We start from the raw sequence: 15,182 nt of genomic DNA, 5'->3' as shown, positions 1-15,182 counted from the left end.
GGGTCCCCGGTCTTCTGACCGGGGACCCCGCCGCATTCAGCGGGCGAATTGTCCAGAATCGGCACGAACGCCCCTCCCGCCCGCCGACGGCGAACCACGATCGGCGTCATTTCAACGTTCCGCACCCGGCCGGTGTGCGCCCGCAGGGCGTTTATGCCGTTTTGGAGCACCATTCGCGCCAGCCAATGTCACCGGCGCCCACAGGCTCGGTTCGTGCAGGGTGAATCCACAGAGCTCGTTCGGTCGGGTGGCGCGGCATCGCCCACCGGCGCACCCTCGGGACATGAAACAGGATGAGGATGACATTCTGGTGCGGGTACGGGCTTGCCATGGCGCCGTTCGGATACGGGACTTGCATCCGGATCGGACGGAGCGTCGTCACATCGAGAGGCTGGTCGAGGCTCGCGAACTGATTGCGCATCCCCATGGGGTGGTGAGTTTGCCTGGCGTGGGCTGGGACTTGGTCCTTGCTCGCATCCATGGCGGGGTGATCACCTGTATGCACGCCGCCAAGCATTATGGGTACCCATGCCCGCGGCTGTGGGTGCCGGTGCATTTGGCGGTTCCTCGCGGCAGGACGATGCCTTCGCTCAAGGGCGAGGTGCTGCACGCTGAGGGCTCCCTTCAGCCGCCTCCTCCGACTCGGTTCCCGGTTGCGCCAGTGCCGCTCATGCTGGCGCGCTACCTGCGCTGCGATCCCAGCCGCGAAGCACCACTAATGGCCTGCGACGCCGCCCTTCACCAGGGACATACCAACATCGAGACCATCGCGGCGCTGCTGCGAGGGCCGGGATCCCGGCAGGCGCTTCGGCGGCTGGCGCTGGCCAGCCCGCGGGCGCGCTCCCCGCTAGAGACTCTGGCCCGTTTGCAGTTGTACGACGCTGGGATTCCCTTCGAGGACGGTGTGGTTATTCCGCACGTGGGCGAGGTAGACCTGCTGGTTGACGGCCGCCTGGTTATGGAACTGGACGGTTACACCTACCACGAGGACGACTTTCAGTTCGCTAAGGATCGCGCCCGCGATCGGGAACTGGTCCGACAGGGGTATCGGGTTGCTCGGTTTACCCGCAAGGACGTCCACCTTGGGAAGGTAGGCGCGGAGGTTCGGAGTCTGCTGGCCGCACGCGACGATCTACTCGGCCGCCCGCACACGGCTGACGGTCCTATGGCTGTCAAAAATGATGACAAACGGGGAAGCCGACGTCCGCGACGCTCTTGAAAATGGCGAAATCATGCGGGTGCCGAGCCGGTGCCCGCGGCCACGCGAGCCGTTTGTCATCGATTTTGACACCCGGGCCGCTCCGCCTTGTGTCAAGACACCTGGGCGGCTAGCGTGGCCACATGACTGCTGCCAACCGCGCTCTGATCATCGTCGACGTCCAGCCGACCTTCTGCGAGGGCGGCGCCCTGCCGGTGTCCGGCGGTAACGCGGTCGCCGAGCGAGTGGCCGCCTATGCCGCCGCCCACCGCGGTGACTATGCCCTGGTGGTCACCACCCAGGACTGGCACATCGATCCCGGCGAGCACTTCTCCGAGACCCCCGACTTCGTGGACACCTGGCCGCCGCACGGCGTCGCCGGCACCGCCGAGGCCGAACTGCACCCCGCGCTGGCGGAACTGGCCCCGGACGTGAGCGTGAAGAAGGGCCAGTACGCCGCGGCGTACTCCGGCTTCGAGGGTGTGGACGAGACCGGCGCCGGCCTGGACGCGATCCTGCGCGCCCGTGGCATCGAGGCCCTGGACGTGGTCGGCCTGGCCGAGTCTCACTGCGTGAAGGACACGGCGCTCGACGGCGTGCGCGGCGGTTACCGGGTCCGCGTCCTGACCGACCTGACCGCGCCCGTCAGTCCCGAGCAGGGTGAGGCGGCCCGCGCCGCCATGGCCGAGGCCGGCGTGGAGCTCGTGCCCTCCGCCCGGGCCGCCGGCTAGGAATCTCCCAGCCGGGCTTGCGGTGCCCGCCAGATGCCGAAGCGCTCGATCTCGGCCCGCAGCGCCGGCCGGGCGGCGACCTCGTCCCAAGGCAGAAATACGTGCCGCATGCGGTCGTCGACGAGCATCAGCACCTGACTGTCGGCGTCGTAGCTGGTCAGCTGCAGGCGGGACATGTCGGCCCAGCGCACGGAGGTGTGCCCGGTCAGGCGCCAGGCGCCGTCGTCGTCGCGACGACGCTCCTGCCACAGGGCGGCCAGCGTGTGCTCGCTGACGCGCAGGCTCTCGGGGTGGGCGATGTCGATGCCGCGGTCGGGGTCGTAGGGGAGCGCGACCTCCATGCGGGCGGGCTCTTCGGGCACGTCCCAGACGATGTAGCCGTGGCGCTCGGCCAGTGCGCGGGTGGAGTCGTTCAGGGGCACGTGCACGCCGGCGCGCAGTTGGTCGTAGGCGCGGCGCACCCCGGCGGAGGTCGGATGCAGTTCGGCACTGCGGCCGGTCAGGTGCAGATGGCGGTCGAGAGCCGCCACTTCCTCCGCCCCGAACTCCTCCAGCGCGGCATCGACGACGGCGTCCGGGATGGGCAACGGGTTGTGGATCAGCTGCTCGACGATGCGGCGCAGCAGCATGGGGGTTGGCTCGCGCTCCTCCAGGTGGATGCAGCAGTAAGCCGCGTCGCGCAGCTCCACCACGTTCAATCCGAGGTTGTCGTAGACGTTGAAGTCGCGCAGGACGCGGATCGACTGGTGGGCCAGAGCGCGCATGGCTACCAGCGTGTTCGCGCCCGGGTTCCCCGTCGCGCTCAGCAGGATGCGCCGGTCGTCATTACAGGGCAGCAGGGCGGGGCGGCGGTCGAGGTACACGGGCGGACGCGCCGGGGCCGCGCCGTAGGCGGGCTGCGCGGTCCAGCCGACGCCGACCAGGTAGGGATCGTTGGTGTCGAACACGTGCCGGACCTCGCCGCGGCGCGGATCCAGGCGCGCAAGTAGGGCGCGTACGGCCTGCCAGGCGGCCTCGCCGTCGGGCGCGTGCACGCGCAGGTTTCCGAGGGTCTGGGTGTTGGTGCCGACGTAGGTGGCCAGGTCCCGGTCCCAGACGACCCCGGGTCGGCTAATCGGTGTCGCGTCGGTGGCCAGCAGGCCCGGCTCGGCAAACAGGTCGCCCAGATGCTCCCAGGCGCGCAGCACGGCCTCGCGCCGTCCCCAGACGGCGATGGTGAGGCTGACGGCGGTGAAGCTCGCCTCCGCCTCGGGGACGACCACGTCGCCGACGCCGACCTCCACCGGCCGCTGCAACTCGGCGCGCAGCGCCCCGCACAGGCGTGCCAGGGTGTCGAGCGCGGCGGGCGGCTCGTCGACGGCGCCGTAGTCCAGACTCAACCCCAGCAGCGCCTGCCCGGGCTCCAGGCCCGCGGTGCGCACCATCCAGTCGTGCCCGGCGAAGGTCGCCCACTCGTGCTCGGGTTCGACGGCGTCGTTCATCTCGGCTCACCTGCTTGACTGCGTGCTTGGGTGTGGACCGCGGCCGGGCCTGGCGAGGCCGGCCTTCCCGGCCGGCGGACGGGCGCGGTCATTGGATAAGTCCGAAGGTACCGCGCGGCAGGCGCCAGATGCCGCGGCGTTCCAGTTCGGTGCGCAACTGGGGGTGGGTGACGACCTCGTCCCAGTACAGGCTGACGGTGCGCAGCCGGTCGTCGATCAGCTCCAGGTACTGGTCGGAGGGGTCGTAGCAGGCCATCACCAGCCGGGTGGAGTCCACCCAGCGGAAGCCGGCGGAGTGGTCGGGATGCCAGCGTCGAGGCAGCCCCCGATACACCCAGTTGAACTGGTGCGCCTGAATCTGGTGGGCGGTCAGCTTGATGGCATCGGGATGGTCGGCGTTGCGCCGGTGTTGCGGCCCGTCATGGAGGAGGATGACGTCTCCTCCGGGCTCATCGATGTGCTTCCAGAGCAGGTAGCCGGCCTGCTCCGCCAGCGGCTCGGTCTCATCGCGCAGCGGCAGGTGCACCGAGGCGCGGATCTCCGCCAGGGCCCGCCGCACGCCGTCGGCGGTCGGCTGCACGTTGCCGGCCCGACCGCTGGTGCGTAGCCGCAGCGCGTCGTCGACCGTCGCGGAGGGGCCGTATGCGTTCAGCGCCCGCTCGATGAGCGTGTCGGGCACGGGCTGGGGGTGGGTGACGACGGCGTCGTGCACGGCCATCACCTCCCGGCCGCCCAGGCGGCCGTCGTTGGTGTTGAGCGCGAAGCAGCAGTAGAAGGCGTCCCGCAGGGTGATGAACTCGTAGCCGAGGCGGGCCTGCATATCCATCCGGTCCAGCAGGTCGGCGATCAGGGCCTGCATGACGAACCCGGCCACATAGGCGTCCGCGCCCGGGGTGGCGGTGGCGGAGAGCACCACGCCGTCGTCGGGAGGGCACAGCACCAGGGCCGGACGCCGGTCGAGGTAGACGGGCGGGCGGGTCGGCGGTGCCGCGGCGGGCGGGTCGGCCGTCCAACCGACGCCGACCAGGGTGGGATCGTTGGTGATGAACACGTGCCGGACTGCGCCGCGGCGGGGATCCAGGTGGGCGAGCAGCTCGCAGGACAGCAGTCGGCCCGCCTCGCCGTCGGGGCCGTGGATGGGCATGTCTGCCAGGTTCATGGCGGAGACGCCCGCATGGGTGGCCAGATCCCGGTCCCAGGCGTTGACCTGACGGGGGAGCAGCGGCACATTGGCGGGCAGGTCCGGGCGAGCGAAGAGCTCTCCCAGATGCGTCCAGGCTCCGAGCACGGCGGCGCGGCGGCCGCGGATGCGCAGTCCCAGCATGGACGGCTCCAGCTCGACGGCGACCTCGGGCACCGAGACCTCGCCGACGCCGACCTCGATTGGGCGCTGCAACTCGGCGCGCAGCGCGCCGCACAGGCGAGCGGCAGCATCCAGGCGGGCGGGCGGCTCGTCCACCAGGCCGTAGTCGAAGTAGGCGGCCAGCAGCAGCTGCTCGGGGTCGGGATCGGCGAGTATCAGCCAGTCGTGGCCGGCGGAACTGGTCCAGGAGCCGACGTCGCCGAGGTCCGGTGGTTGGGTGGAGGGCGCGGGGGAAGCGCTCGCAGTGGGGGCGTTCGCGGAGCTGATGCCGTATCCGCCGTCGCTCATGGGGGTCCTTCCTGCGCCGCGGCCGAGAACCGCGCACACTTCAGGCTACACGCGTGAACCCGCGCCGCCATGGGCAGCGGTGCCCACGGGCGAGTCGCCTGACAAGGATAGGTACGTACGCAGAACTCGCATAGCAAAACAGCTCCTATAAGTTCCCCGTAAACAATAAGGGTACTGTAAGCGAGGTGGCGCTAGGTCGTGTTGCGTAAGTGGGTGGGGTGGTCGGCGTGGTGTGCGGAACAGGGTGAGGCCTTCGGGGTATCACGGGTGGTGTGAGAACAAACCGCGACACTGCCAAAGGCCTCGGCCGTTGAGTATGGACGCCTGTGCCCGCCATGACCTGACCGATGCTCAGTGGGAGCTGCTTGCGCCCCTGCTGCCCGCCCCGCCTGCTCGTGGCAGGCCGCGCGTGTATCCGCTGCGGGACATGATCAACGCCGTACGGTGGAGAACCCGGGTCAGTGCGCCCTGGCGTGACGTACCGGCCCGGTATGGGCCGTGGTGGAGGGCCTACGCCCTGTACCGGGCCTGGCAGCTGGCTGGTGTGTGGGAGCGTATTGAGGCCGCACTGGTCGCCAGGGCCGACGCCGCCGGCAGGGTCGATTGGCGGGTGTCAGTTGACTCCACCACTTGCCGGGCGCATGTGCATGCCGCCGGAGCCCGCAAGGACAGCCCCCAACTGGTGGACGGGGAGCCCGAGGACCACGCCCTGGGTACTTCCCGGGGCGGGTGGTCGACCAAGGTTCATGCCGCCGCCGACGCCGCCTGCGGGATGCTGGCGCGCCTCCTGACCGCCGGGCAGGCGGCCGATGCGCCGCTGATGATCCCCGTCCTGGAAGAGATCCATGTCCAGCGTCCTGCCGGTGGGCGGCCCCGCACCCGGCCGCAGGTGGTACTGGCGGACAAGGCATACTCCTCACGCGCGAACCGGGACTGGCTGCGCGCCCACCACATCAGGGCCACCATTCCCATCAAGGCCGATCAGGCCGCACACCGCAAAGCCCGCGGCCGGCTGGGTGGACGGCCTCCCGCCTTCGACCCGATCGCCTACAAGGACCGCAACGCCGTGGAACGCTGCTTCGGCTGCCTCAAACAGCATCGCGGTTTCGCCACCAGGTACGACAAGCTCGCCGTCCGCTACCAAGCCACCATCCACATCGCCAGCATCGACCACTGGCTAAAACGACTTACATAACACGCCCTAGTTCGTGTTTGCCTGTATGGCGCGCGGCTCGGGGAGGGGCAGAAAAGCGTTGCGGCTAGATTGCCTTGACGTGAGGCCGCCTGAAGTGTTTGATAGAGCTTATGGCAGATGGGAAAGTGATTGAGCAGGTGGTTGAGGCACCTGCGGAGCAGCGGTACGGCATATGGGGCAGGACAGTCAGCTCATTGATTTTGATGTTGTTATTCGTACTGCTGTTGTGCTCCGCGCTGGCAGTGCTAACCTATCCTTTTGTTGGTGGCGCCCGGGATGAGGGGCGTATTGATGTCGGTGCAGCATTTTCGGACATGCTGATTGCGCCTATCAGGGATTCCGGAGTTGAACTTACTTTAGCGGCTGTTGCCGCAGAGGTTGGTGTCGCTGCATTGGCGGTTGGTGTCTTACAGTTCTATTCGCCGGATAATATTGACAAAAAGACAGATCGCTGGCTTGAATTCGTTCGTGTTGCATACAAGAGAGATTCTGTTGCTGAAACGAGTGGCATGCTCCTGGTGTTCGCGTCGGCGCTGATTGTGTGCATAGTTGGCCTGCAAGCACTGATTCTTAGGGCTACGTCGGTCGTGTTGCTGTTTGTATTGGTGTTGTTTATGCATGCGATCACTGCGGGTTTGCTCGGGTTGATGCAATACAGCAATGCGGCGACGATTGTAGGTCGACTAAATAGTATAACTCAAGTGGTTCGACTTACGTGGTTATTTCCCGACCAGATGCGGTGTAGCAAGGATCGGTTGTCCGGTTCGAAGGAGCAGTCTGGTCGGCTGTGTAAGCGTGTTTGCACCCTTGTTTGCGTCCTTTTGCTGCTGGTCGCGCTTGTTGCATTTGCGCCTTGGGTGGTGAAGCTCATTTTATGGGGAGTATTATCGCTGCTATGTTCCTTCGGGGTTACCGTATTCGCGGGATACTGTCGCTGGGTTCGTAAGTGGGTATATGGCGTTGTATCGGGGTTAATGGGTCTCGCGTGTTGTATTGTCGCCGTGGGGTGTGTGTTGCTTGTGGTCGAATCTGGTCGGGGTGATGTTGTGCCGCAATGGTGTGCGGTGGTCTTATTGGCCGTTGCGTCGGTATTGCATATCGCTTTCGTTTTGACTCTCTGTTTGTCTCGGACTTGTGTTGTTTGGCGGAAAATGCCGATTGAAGGACTGCTCGGCCGTGCGTGCTACAAGGCGCTAAAAGGTGCGAGAAGCGCCAAGCTGCGAACGGAGGATGATGAATGGGGTATTATGGTTGACGACGCTATAAAGCGTGAGTGTTCGCAGCAGAAGAGTGAGGAAAAGGGGGATGAGAAGACATGTGATGAATGTCGGTCTTTGAAGGAGATTCTCAAAGAGGTTGGTGTCATTACCGAAAAGTCGGAGTCTGGGTCTGACGCATCGACGGGCGAGACGCCCGGCCCTTCCACTCCGTCGCCTCCAAGTGTGCGCTCGGCGGCGGAGATAATTGCTGAATTCTACGTGGGGCCGATCCGCTTGCCACTGAAGATGCGCTGTCGGGGTGAGCCTGATCAGAGCTGAACACGGGGGCGGCGCGACGAACGGGCGCAGGACGGCTAGTCTGGGGGCGTGAAGATCTTGCTGCTGGGGTCCGGCGCGCGCGAGCACGCCCTGGCCCGCGCCCTCGCTTCCGACCCCGCCACCACCGAACTCGTCGTCGCCCCCGGCAACCCCGGTACGGCCGACATCGCCACCAACATCAAGATCGACCCCACCTCCCCGGAGGAGGTGGTGGACCTGGCCACCCAGATGGTCGCCGACCTGGTCGTCGTCGGCCCGGAGGCGCCACTGGTCTCCGGGGTCGCCGACGCCGTCCGCGAGGCCGGCATCCCCGTCTTCGGGCCCGGCGCCGAGGCCGCCCAGCTGGAGGGATCGAAGTCCTTCGCCAAGCGTGTCATGGCGTCGGCCGGCGTGCCCACCGCCGACTCCGTCACCTGCACCACCGAGTCCGAACTGGAAACCGCCCTGCGCAACTACGATGCGCCCTACGTCGTCAAGGATGACGGCCTGGCCGCCGGCAAGGGCGTGGTGGTCACCTCCGATCTCGAGGTCGCCCTCGCCCACGGGCGCGCCTGTCTGGCCAAGGAGGGCGGGGCCGTCGTCGTCGAGGACTACCTCAACGGTCCCGAGGTCTCCCTGTTCTGCATCTGCGACGGCGCCACCGTACGCCCACTCGCCCCCGCCCAGGACTTCAAGCGGCTCGGCGACGGCGACGTCGGCCCCAACACCGGCGGCATGGGCGCCTACACGCCGCTGACCTGGGCCCCCGATGACCTGACCGAGCAGGTGGTGCGCGAGGTCGCCCAGCCGGTGGTGGACGAGATGGCCCGCCGCGGCACCGTCTTCATCGGCCTGCTCTACTGCGGCCTGGCCCTGACCGATAAGGGCCTGCGCGTGGTCGAGTTCAACGTCCGCTTCGGCGACCCCGAGACCCAGGCCGTCCTGGCCCGCCTCGACTCCCCGCTGGCCGAACTGCTGCTGGCCGCCGCCACCGGCCGCCTGGCCGAGGTCCCCGCCCCGCGCTGGTCGGAGCAGGCCGCAGTCGACGTCGTCCTGGCCGCCCCCGGCTACCCCGGCACCGTCACCACCGGCGGCCTGATCACCGGCATCCCCGACGCCGAGGCCCTCGAGGGCGTCCACGTCCTGCACGCCGGCACCGCCCGCGACGACGACGGCAACCTGATCGCCTCCGGCGGGCGGGTGCTGTCCGTGGTCGCCCTGGGGGAGACGGTCGCCGACGCCCGCGCCCGCGCCTACGAGGCCATCGGCAAGATCCACCTCGACGGCGCCCAGTACCGCACCGACATCGCCGCCGGCCGCTGAGCCGATCGGTTCTTCCGCCTGCACGTCCAGTCGCTGCGGCGGTCAGCGGCGCGTCTGCGTGTCGGACCTGCGCGGGGGGAGCGTGTGTGCACTCCGCGGCATCATGTGCGCAGTGGCGGTGTCGCGTGTGCAGCGGGGCCGGATGACGCACCCGAGGGAGGGGCACCCGCGGCGTGCGGGTGTCATGGATTGCACCACTTTACCCGTCTGGCTGATGCCCGTGACTGACTATGGTCGCGGAATTGCGCGGTTCCTGTGAAGCCTGGGCGGCGCTGACCGGCGAAAGTGGTGCATTCTGTGCCAGGTGCGGCGCAGCCAGGACCGTCATCCGCCGACGTTGCGCGGCAGGAGGGGCTGGTCTCGTAGCGTGTCGTCCAGATCCGCCGAACGCATGAGTTCCCCTTACGCACACGAGTCTTGGAGCTTTGCCGGTGTTTAGCGCGTGTATAACTCCGAATCTCGTGTGTCTGGCGACAATGCACGCGTATGTACCTAGTGCGCGTGCGTGACACGGTCACAGGTGATGGCTTGCGCTCCGCGCCTCGCCCGTCACCGCCCGCGGTGGCAGGATGGGGGCATGAGCGAGCTCAGCACCCCTGACGCCCCCTCCACGTCCGCTGCGGGCGGGCCCCCGCCGGCCCCCGACCTGCCCGGCTGGAAGCACGTCTCCTCCGGCAAGGTGCGCGACGTCTACGCCCCCGCCGAGGTCGGCCCCTGGTCCGGGCAGGACGTGCTGTTGCTGGTCGCCTCCGACCGCATCAGCGCCTACGACCACATCCTGTCTACCCCGGTGCCGGACAAGGGCAAGGTACTCACCGCCCTGTCCGTGTGGTGGTTCGAACAGCTCGCCGACATCGTCCCCGGCCACGTGGTCAGCCTGGACGTGCCGGCCGCGGTCGCCGGTCGCGCCATGATTTGCCGGCGCCTGAAGATGTACCCGGTCGAATGCGTCGCCCGCGGCTACCTCACCGGCTCCGGCCTGGTCGAGTACCGCGCCGGCGGCACCGTATGCGGCCTGCCCCTGCCCGCGGGCCTGACCGAGGCGTCGCGCCTGCCAGAGCCGATCTTCACGCCAGCCGCCAAGGCCGAACTCGGCGAGCACGACGAGAACGTCTCCTTCGAGCGGGTGGTGGAGACGGTCGGCCGCGAGGCGGCCGAGGCACTGCGCGAGACCACCCTCGCCCTGTACACCCGCGCCGCCGAGATCGCCCGCGCCCGCGGCATCATCCTGGCCGACACCAAGTTCGAATTCGGCCAGGACCCCGCCACCGGCGCCCTGATCCTGGGCGACGAGGTCCTCACGCCCGACTCCTCCCGCTTCTGGCCCGCCGACGCCTGGACGCCCGGCCGCCCCACCCCCTCCTTCGACAAGCAGTACGTGCGTGACTGGCTCACCTCGCCCGCATCCGGCTGGGACCGCGGCTCCAATACCGCCCCGCCCGCCCTGCCCGACGACGTCGTGCAGCGCACCCGGCAGCGGTACCTGGAGGCCTACGAGCGCCTCACCGGCAGCCCCCTGGAGCTGGCATGAGCGCTCCCCAGGCGACTCCCGACCCCACGGCCGTGCGCACGACCCGCAGCTTCCAGCCGGGGCCCGGCTTCGTAATCGCGCTGGTTGCCGTCGGCACGGTGCTGCTGTTGGCGCTCGTTGCCGCCGCCGCCAGCGCCTTCGGTGCGCCCGGTCTGTCCGCCATCCTCGGCGGCGTGGCGCTGGTGATAGTGGGAGTCGGGCTGCTGTTGCTGCTGCGCGTGCCGGCGCGAAGCGTCGTCGTCAACGCACCCCGGCTGCGGCTGGAGCGCAACCGGGCGCGGATGGCGCGGCGGCGGCGCGGGACGCAGCAAGCCGCCGCGACGGGGTACCCGGAAGAACCGGCCCCGCTGACGGTGCCCGGCACCGACCTGATCATTCCCGACTCCGGTGGGCGACGGGAGCTGACCACGCTCGACGTCGTGAGCGGGCCGCTGACCACCGCGCTCGCCACCACCGCCGCGGGGCGGAAGGCCGACGAGTTGCTGGCCGGAACCACCATCGGCGAGACGCTGATCCGGGTCCTGCAACTGCTCGCCGGAACGCTCGGCTTCCTGCTGCTCGCCCTCGGACTTGCCTCGATCCTCGGGCAGGTGATCGTGTGACGCCGCCACGCGACCGTCGTCGGGAGGATGAGCGCGGTCCCGTCGACTGGGGCATGGGGGAGCGCGCCAGGGCCTACGCCGCCCAGGGCGGCACCCGGGCCCGCGCCTATGCAGCGCCGGACACGGATACCGAGCCCGACGTTGACTGGGGCGCTCCCGCCTCTCCCGGAGGCGCACAGCGCCGCCGCAACGACACCGGCACCGACTGGGGCGTGGGGCGCGGGCCCGCTTCCGCCGCCACGCCCGGTCGCACCCCCTGGCCGCAGGCGGTGCGCCGCCAGCGCCTGGCCGGCATCGTGTTCGCCATGGTCGGGCTGGCGCTGGCCACCTGGTCGGCCATGCACCTGGCCGCCAACGCGGAGGCCGGCCACCCGTGGCTGCCGCCCTGGCTGGTGGTTGTGCTCGGCGGGGCCGGGCTGGTCTCCGCCGCCGGCTACCTGGCCTGGGCCGGCGGCACGGCCGTGCGCCATGAGGCCGAGCGGTGGGAGCCCACCGTCGTCGACGCGGCGGCGGGCCTGACCGCGGGCGTCGTCGACGCCGCCGACCCCCACCACCTGCTGGCCGGCGCGGGCCTCGGCGGGCCCGCACTGCCACCGGGGCAGCGCAATGTCGGTGTCGGCGGCTCCGGTGTGAGGATCGACTCCGGACCTAAACCGGTCATGGGCACCTCCACCATGGACCAGTCCGTGCACGCCCCGGCGGGTGTGGCCGGCGCGGTCGGCGGCTTCATGCTCGCCGCCGCGGTGGTGTGCGCGATCCTCGCGCTGGTGCTGGGCAGCGAATGGCTGTTGGGCACGCTGGCTCTTGCCATCGGTGGCATCCTCGCCGTCCGCCTGGCCGGCGACTGGCTCGGCACGATCTAGCTCGCCGAGGTCGGTCGTTGTTACGTGCCGAGGTCGGTTGATATGGCGGGCCATGCGATTCATGCAGGCCCGGGCCGGTAGGCTGGGCCCGGACCCGCTCCCGCCCGACCGCATCCAGGAGGACCGATGGGACGCATCGTCGTCGAGGTCATGCCCAAGCCCGAGATCCTTGACCCGCAGGGCAAGGCCGTCATGGGCAACCTACCCCGCCTAGGATTCGACCAGTTCACCGGCGTGCGCCAGGGCCGCCGCTTCGAGCTCACGGTTGACGGCCCCGTCACCGACGCCCACCTGGCCGCCGCCGCCGAGGCCGCCGAGAAGCTTCTGTCCAACCCGATCATCGAGGACGTCGTCTCCGTCACCGCCGACCCGGCCGACGGCGCGGACGCCGCGTCGAACCCCGAGGAGGCCTGAGTGACCCGCATCGGCGTCATCACCTTCCCCGGCACGCTCGACGACGTCGACGCCGCCCGCGCGGTCCGGCTCGCCGGCGCCGAGTCCGTCTCCCTGTGGCACAAGGATGCCGACATCCACGGCGTGGACGCCGTGGTGGTCCCGGGCGGCTTCTCCTACGGCGACTACCTGCGCTGCGGCGCCATCGCCCGCTTCGCCCCGGTCATGGACGAGGTCATCGCGGCCGCTGGGCGGGGCATGCCGGTGCTCGGCATCTGCAACGGCTTCCAGATCCTCACCGAGGCCCACCTGCTGCCCGGCGCGCTGATCCGCAACGACCACCAGAAGTTCATCTGCCGCGAGCAGCGCCTGCGCGTGGAATCCACCACCACCGCCTGGACCAACCTGTTCGATGAGGGGGAGGAGATCGTCGTCCCGCTGAAGAACGGCGAGGGCAACTTCATCGCCTCCCCCGATGAACTGGACCGCCTCGAGGGCGAGGGACTCGTCGTCTTCCGCTACCTGGACAACCCCAACGGCTCCGCGCGCGACATCGCCGGCGTGCGCAACCAGCGCGGCAACGTCGTCGGACTCATGCCGCACCCCGAGCACGCCGTCGAGCCCGGCTTCGGCCCGGACTCTCCGGCCGGCGCCCGCCAGGGCGTAGACGGCCTGCGCCTGTTCCAGTCCGCCATCAGCGCGCTGGTCGGCGCCTGAGTTCGAGTCGCTGGCCGGCGTCACGCCGGTTGCGCGTCAACTGCACCGCCCGGCGGCCTACTCCGTACGTCGCCTTCGGCCATACCACCGACGGCAACGTGGCGTACCAGCAGCGTTCGGGACCGTCATGCGGGCGCGCCGCAATTGTGGGCAAAAGTAGGGACGATCGTCCCATTGCACTTAGTTAAGTAAGTGAGTTAAGTTGCGGTGGTCGGTAGAGACCGCGACCGATCCAGCGGCGACACCCTTCCCCGGCCGCGTCGAGAGGTCCTCGCCAACGATGGCGAATACGGAAAGTAGGCACGCAATGCAGCTGCGCAACATCCCCATCACCCGCCGCTCCTTCCTGGCCTCGACGGCGGCGGTCGCCGCCGTCGGCACCCTCGCCGCCTGCGGAGGCGGCTCAGGCTCCTCCGGCGGAGGGGCGGGCGGCTCCGGCGGCACCCTGACCATCTTCAACGGCGCCACAGGTACCGTCACCGCCAACTTCAACCCCCAGAGCCCCACGGCGCTCCAGCCCACCCGCGGCGTGATCTACGAGCCCCTGTTCTTCTACAACCTCGTCACCGGCGAGGACCCCCAACCGATGCTGGGCACGGAGTACAGCTGGAACGACGACGGCACGGTCCTAACGGTCAAGACCCGCGAGGGCGTCACCTGGTCCGACGGCGAACCCTTCACCGCCAATGACGTGGCCTTCACCTTCAACCTCATCCAGAAGACGCCGGCATTGAACACCTCCGGGCTGGCGGCGACGGCCGAGGCCCCCGATGACACCACCGTCGTGCTCACCTTCCAGCAGACGTCCTTCACCTCGGAGGCGGACACCCTGGGCAACCAGGCGATCCTCCCCGAGCACCTGTGGAAGGACGTCGCCGAACCCGACACCTACACCAACGAGGAGCCCGTCGGCACGGGCCCCTTCGTGCTGGACAGCGTCTCCTCTCAGTCCTACTCCCTGGTCGCCAACGAGAACTACTGGAACGGCAAGCCGAAGGTCGAAGAGATTCGCTACATCTCCTTGGAGAACGCCGACTCGGCCTCCGCCTCGCTGGTCGCCGGCGAGGTCGACTGGATGAGCGCGTTCCTGCCGAGCATCGACGACATCATTGCCTCCAATCCCGACCTCACCTACGTCAACACCCCGACGCTGACCAGCTGCATCTACGCCTCCTGCAACCCCGACCTCGGCTCCACCGGCCCACAGACCGACAAGGCGGTGCGGCAGGCGATCTACTACGCGATGGACCGCAGCCAACTCAACCAGCTGGCCGGCGGCGGGCTCGCCGGCGAGGCCTCCCCGTCCTACCTGGTTCCCGGGCGCGACGACGACTGGATCGCCGACCAGGACAACCTGGTCGTGCCGCAGAGCCCCGACGTCGACAAGGCCAAGCAGATCCTCGAAGACGCCGGCTGGACCGAGGGGTCCGACGGGGTCCGCGTCAAGGACGGCGAGCGCCTGGCACTGAACATCCAGACCGTGACCGGCTGGTCGGACTTCATCTCCATCAACGACACCCTGGTGCAGCAGCTCGCCGAGGTCGGCATCGAGCTGAGCACCTCCCAGGTGTCCTGGAACGAGTGGAACCAGAAGGAGGTCACGGGCGACTTCCAGCTCTCCCTGGACTCGCTCAACCTGGGCGCCTCCACCGACCCCTACTTCACCTACAACCGCATGCTGCACTCCGACAACACCGAGCAGGTGGGGGACTCCGCCACCGGCGGTAACTACAGCCGCTACGTGAACGAGAAGGTTGACGCGGCCATCCGTGCCGCCGGGCAGACCAACGACCCCGAGGAGAAGAAGGCGCAGTACGCGATCGTCCAGGAGCAGATCGCCGAGGACCTGCCCTACATCCCGATCTACGTCAACTCCATGCTCACCGAGTTCAACACCTCGCGCTACACGGGCTGGCCCACCGAGGACGATCTGTACGCGCTGCCCGCCTCCTGGGGCAGCTGGTCTACCGGCATCATCCT

13 protein-coding genes are annotated in these 15,182 nt (G+C 68.7%); 11 read left to right on the top strand and 2 right to left on the bottom strand.

Translation table 11 applies throughout. From position 1 onward, the window contains the following. Positions 1-283 precede the first annotated feature (283 nt). Both DRB06_RS07530 and DRB06_RS07525 read left to right on the top strand, forming a co-directional pair. The gene (locus DRB06_RS07530) at positions 284-1,219 is read left to right on the top strand and encodes an endonuclease domain-containing protein (protein WP_258522192.1); all 936 of its coding nucleotides are present in this window, start codon (positions 284-286) and stop codon (positions 1,217-1,219) included. Between the two features lie 122 nt (positions 1,220-1,341). Further along, complete coding sequence (locus DRB06_RS07525) at positions 1,342-1,929, top strand: isochorismatase family protein (protein WP_111819566.1); 588 nt, start codon at positions 1,342-1,344, stop codon at positions 1,927-1,929. Here DRB06_RS07525 and DRB06_RS07520 read toward each other — a convergent pair. Together DRB06_RS07520 and DRB06_RS07515 are read right to left on the bottom strand one after the other, a co-directional pair. After that, positions 1,926-3,410: a hypothetical protein gene (locus tag DRB06_RS07520; protein ID WP_111819565.1), complete on the bottom strand. Its 1,485-nt coding sequence runs from the start codon at positions 3,408-3,410 to the stop codon at positions 1,926-1,928. The two genes, DRB06_RS07525 and DRB06_RS07520, sit on opposite strands and share 4 nt — an antisense overlap. 88 nt (positions 3,411-3,498) lie before the next feature. Next, positions 3,499-5,061 carry a hypothetical protein gene (locus DRB06_RS07515; RefSeq protein WP_111819564.1) on the bottom strand — a complete coding sequence of 521 codons (1,563 nt, stop codon included), beginning with the start codon at positions 5,059-5,061 and terminating at the stop codon, positions 3,499-3,501. A gap of 316 nt (positions 5,062-5,377) precedes the next feature. On the opposite strand from DRB06_RS07515, the gene DRB06_RS07510 reads away from it, so the two are divergent. The 9 genes from DRB06_RS07510 to DRB06_RS07475 all read left to right on the top strand — a co-directional run. After that, a complete protein-coding gene (locus tag DRB06_RS07510) occupies positions 5,378-6,256 on the top strand; it encodes an IS5 family transposase (protein ID WP_111819563.1) in 879 nt (292 codons plus the stop codon). Between the two features lie 125 nt (positions 6,257-6,381). Further along, positions 6,382-7,794, top strand: a complete 1,413-nt coding sequence (locus DRB06_RS15830) for a hypothetical protein (protein ID WP_146750832.1) — start codon at positions 6,382-6,384, stop codon at positions 7,792-7,794. Positions 7,795-7,842: 48 nt separating this feature from the next. Then, positions 7,843-9,096: a phosphoribosylamine--glycine ligase gene (gene purD / locus DRB06_RS07505; RefSeq protein ID WP_111819562.1), complete on the top strand. Its 1,254-nt coding sequence runs from the start codon at positions 7,843-7,845 to the stop codon at positions 9,094-9,096. Positions 9,097-9,673: 577 nt separating this feature from the next. Beyond that, a complete protein-coding gene (locus DRB06_RS07500) occupies positions 9,674-10,627 on the top strand; it encodes a phosphoribosylaminoimidazolesuccinocarboxamide synthase (protein ID WP_111819561.1) in 954 nt (317 codons plus the stop codon). Further along, positions 10,624-11,229, top strand: a complete 606-nt coding sequence (locus DRB06_RS07495) for a hypothetical protein (protein WP_111819560.1) — start codon at positions 10,624-10,626, stop codon at positions 11,227-11,229. The genes DRB06_RS07500 and DRB06_RS07495 overlap by 4 nt, the downstream gene beginning before the upstream one ends. After that, positions 11,226-12,092 (top strand): PsbA protein, encoded by an 867-nt coding sequence (locus DRB06_RS16605; RefSeq protein WP_258522191.1) that lies wholly within the window; start codon positions 11,226-11,228, stop codon positions 12,090-12,092. Before DRB06_RS07495 ends, DRB06_RS16605 begins: the two co-directional genes overlap by 4 nt. Positions 12,093-12,218: 126 nt before the next feature. After that, positions 12,219-12,506 carry a phosphoribosylformylglycinamidine synthase subunit PurS gene (gene purS / locus DRB06_RS07485; RefSeq protein WP_111819559.1) on the top strand — a complete coding sequence of 96 codons (288 nt, stop codon included), beginning with the start codon at positions 12,219-12,221 and terminating at the stop codon, positions 12,504-12,506. Beyond that, positions 12,507-13,202, top strand: a complete 696-nt coding sequence (purQ, locus tag DRB06_RS07480) for a phosphoribosylformylglycinamidine synthase subunit PurQ (RefSeq protein ID WP_108968936.1) — start codon at positions 12,507-12,509, stop codon at positions 13,200-13,202. Positions 13,203-13,509: 307 nt separating this feature from the next. Further along, positions 13,510-15,182: ABC transporter substrate-binding protein (locus tag DRB06_RS07475; RefSeq protein WP_111819599.1), on the top strand; the 1,673-nt coding region annotated here is incomplete at its 3' end.

Source organism: Actinomyces sp. Z5 (genome assembly GCF_003287795.1).
In the GTDB taxonomy this organism is placed as follows: Bacteria; Actinomycetota; Actinomycetes; order Actinomycetales; family Actinomycetaceae; genus Actinomyces; species Actinomyces glycerinitolerans.
Note: the sequence above shows the minus strand (reverse complement) of the source record. Positions and strands in the feature narration are given on the sequence as shown.

What these genes read in the sequence shown, in the direction of transcription:
- DRB06_RS07530 (WP_258522192.1), top strand. Translation starts at nt 284, where the DNA reads ATGAAACAGGATGAGGATGACATTCTGGTGCGGGTACGGGCTTGCCAT.
- DRB06_RS07495 (WP_111819560.1), top strand. Translation starts at nt 10,624, where the DNA reads ATGAGCGCTCCCCAGGCGACTCCCGACCCCACGGCCGTGCGCACGACC.
- DRB06_RS07500 (WP_111819561.1), top strand. Translation starts at nt 9,674, where the DNA reads ATGAGCGAGCTCAGCACCCCTGACGCCCCCTCCACGTCCGCTGCGGGC.
- purS (WP_111819559.1), top strand. Translation starts at nt 12,219, where the DNA reads ATGGGACGCATCGTCGTCGAGGTCATGCCCAAGCCCGAGATCCTTGAC.
- DRB06_RS07520 (WP_111819565.1), bottom strand. Translation starts at nt 3,410, where the DNA reads ATGAACGACGCCGTCGAACCCGAGCACGAGTGGGCGACCTTCGCCGGG.
- DRB06_RS07525 (WP_111819566.1), top strand. Translation starts at nt 1,342, where the DNA reads ATGACTGCTGCCAACCGCGCTCTGATCATCGTCGACGTCCAGCCGACC.
- DRB06_RS07510 (WP_111819563.1), top strand. Translation starts at nt 5,378, where the DNA reads ATGGACGCCTGTGCCCGCCATGACCTGACCGATGCTCAGTGGGAGCTG.
- DRB06_RS07515 (WP_111819564.1), bottom strand. Translation starts at nt 5,061, where the DNA reads ATGAGCGACGGCGGATACGGCATCAGCTCCGCGAACGCCCCCACTGCG.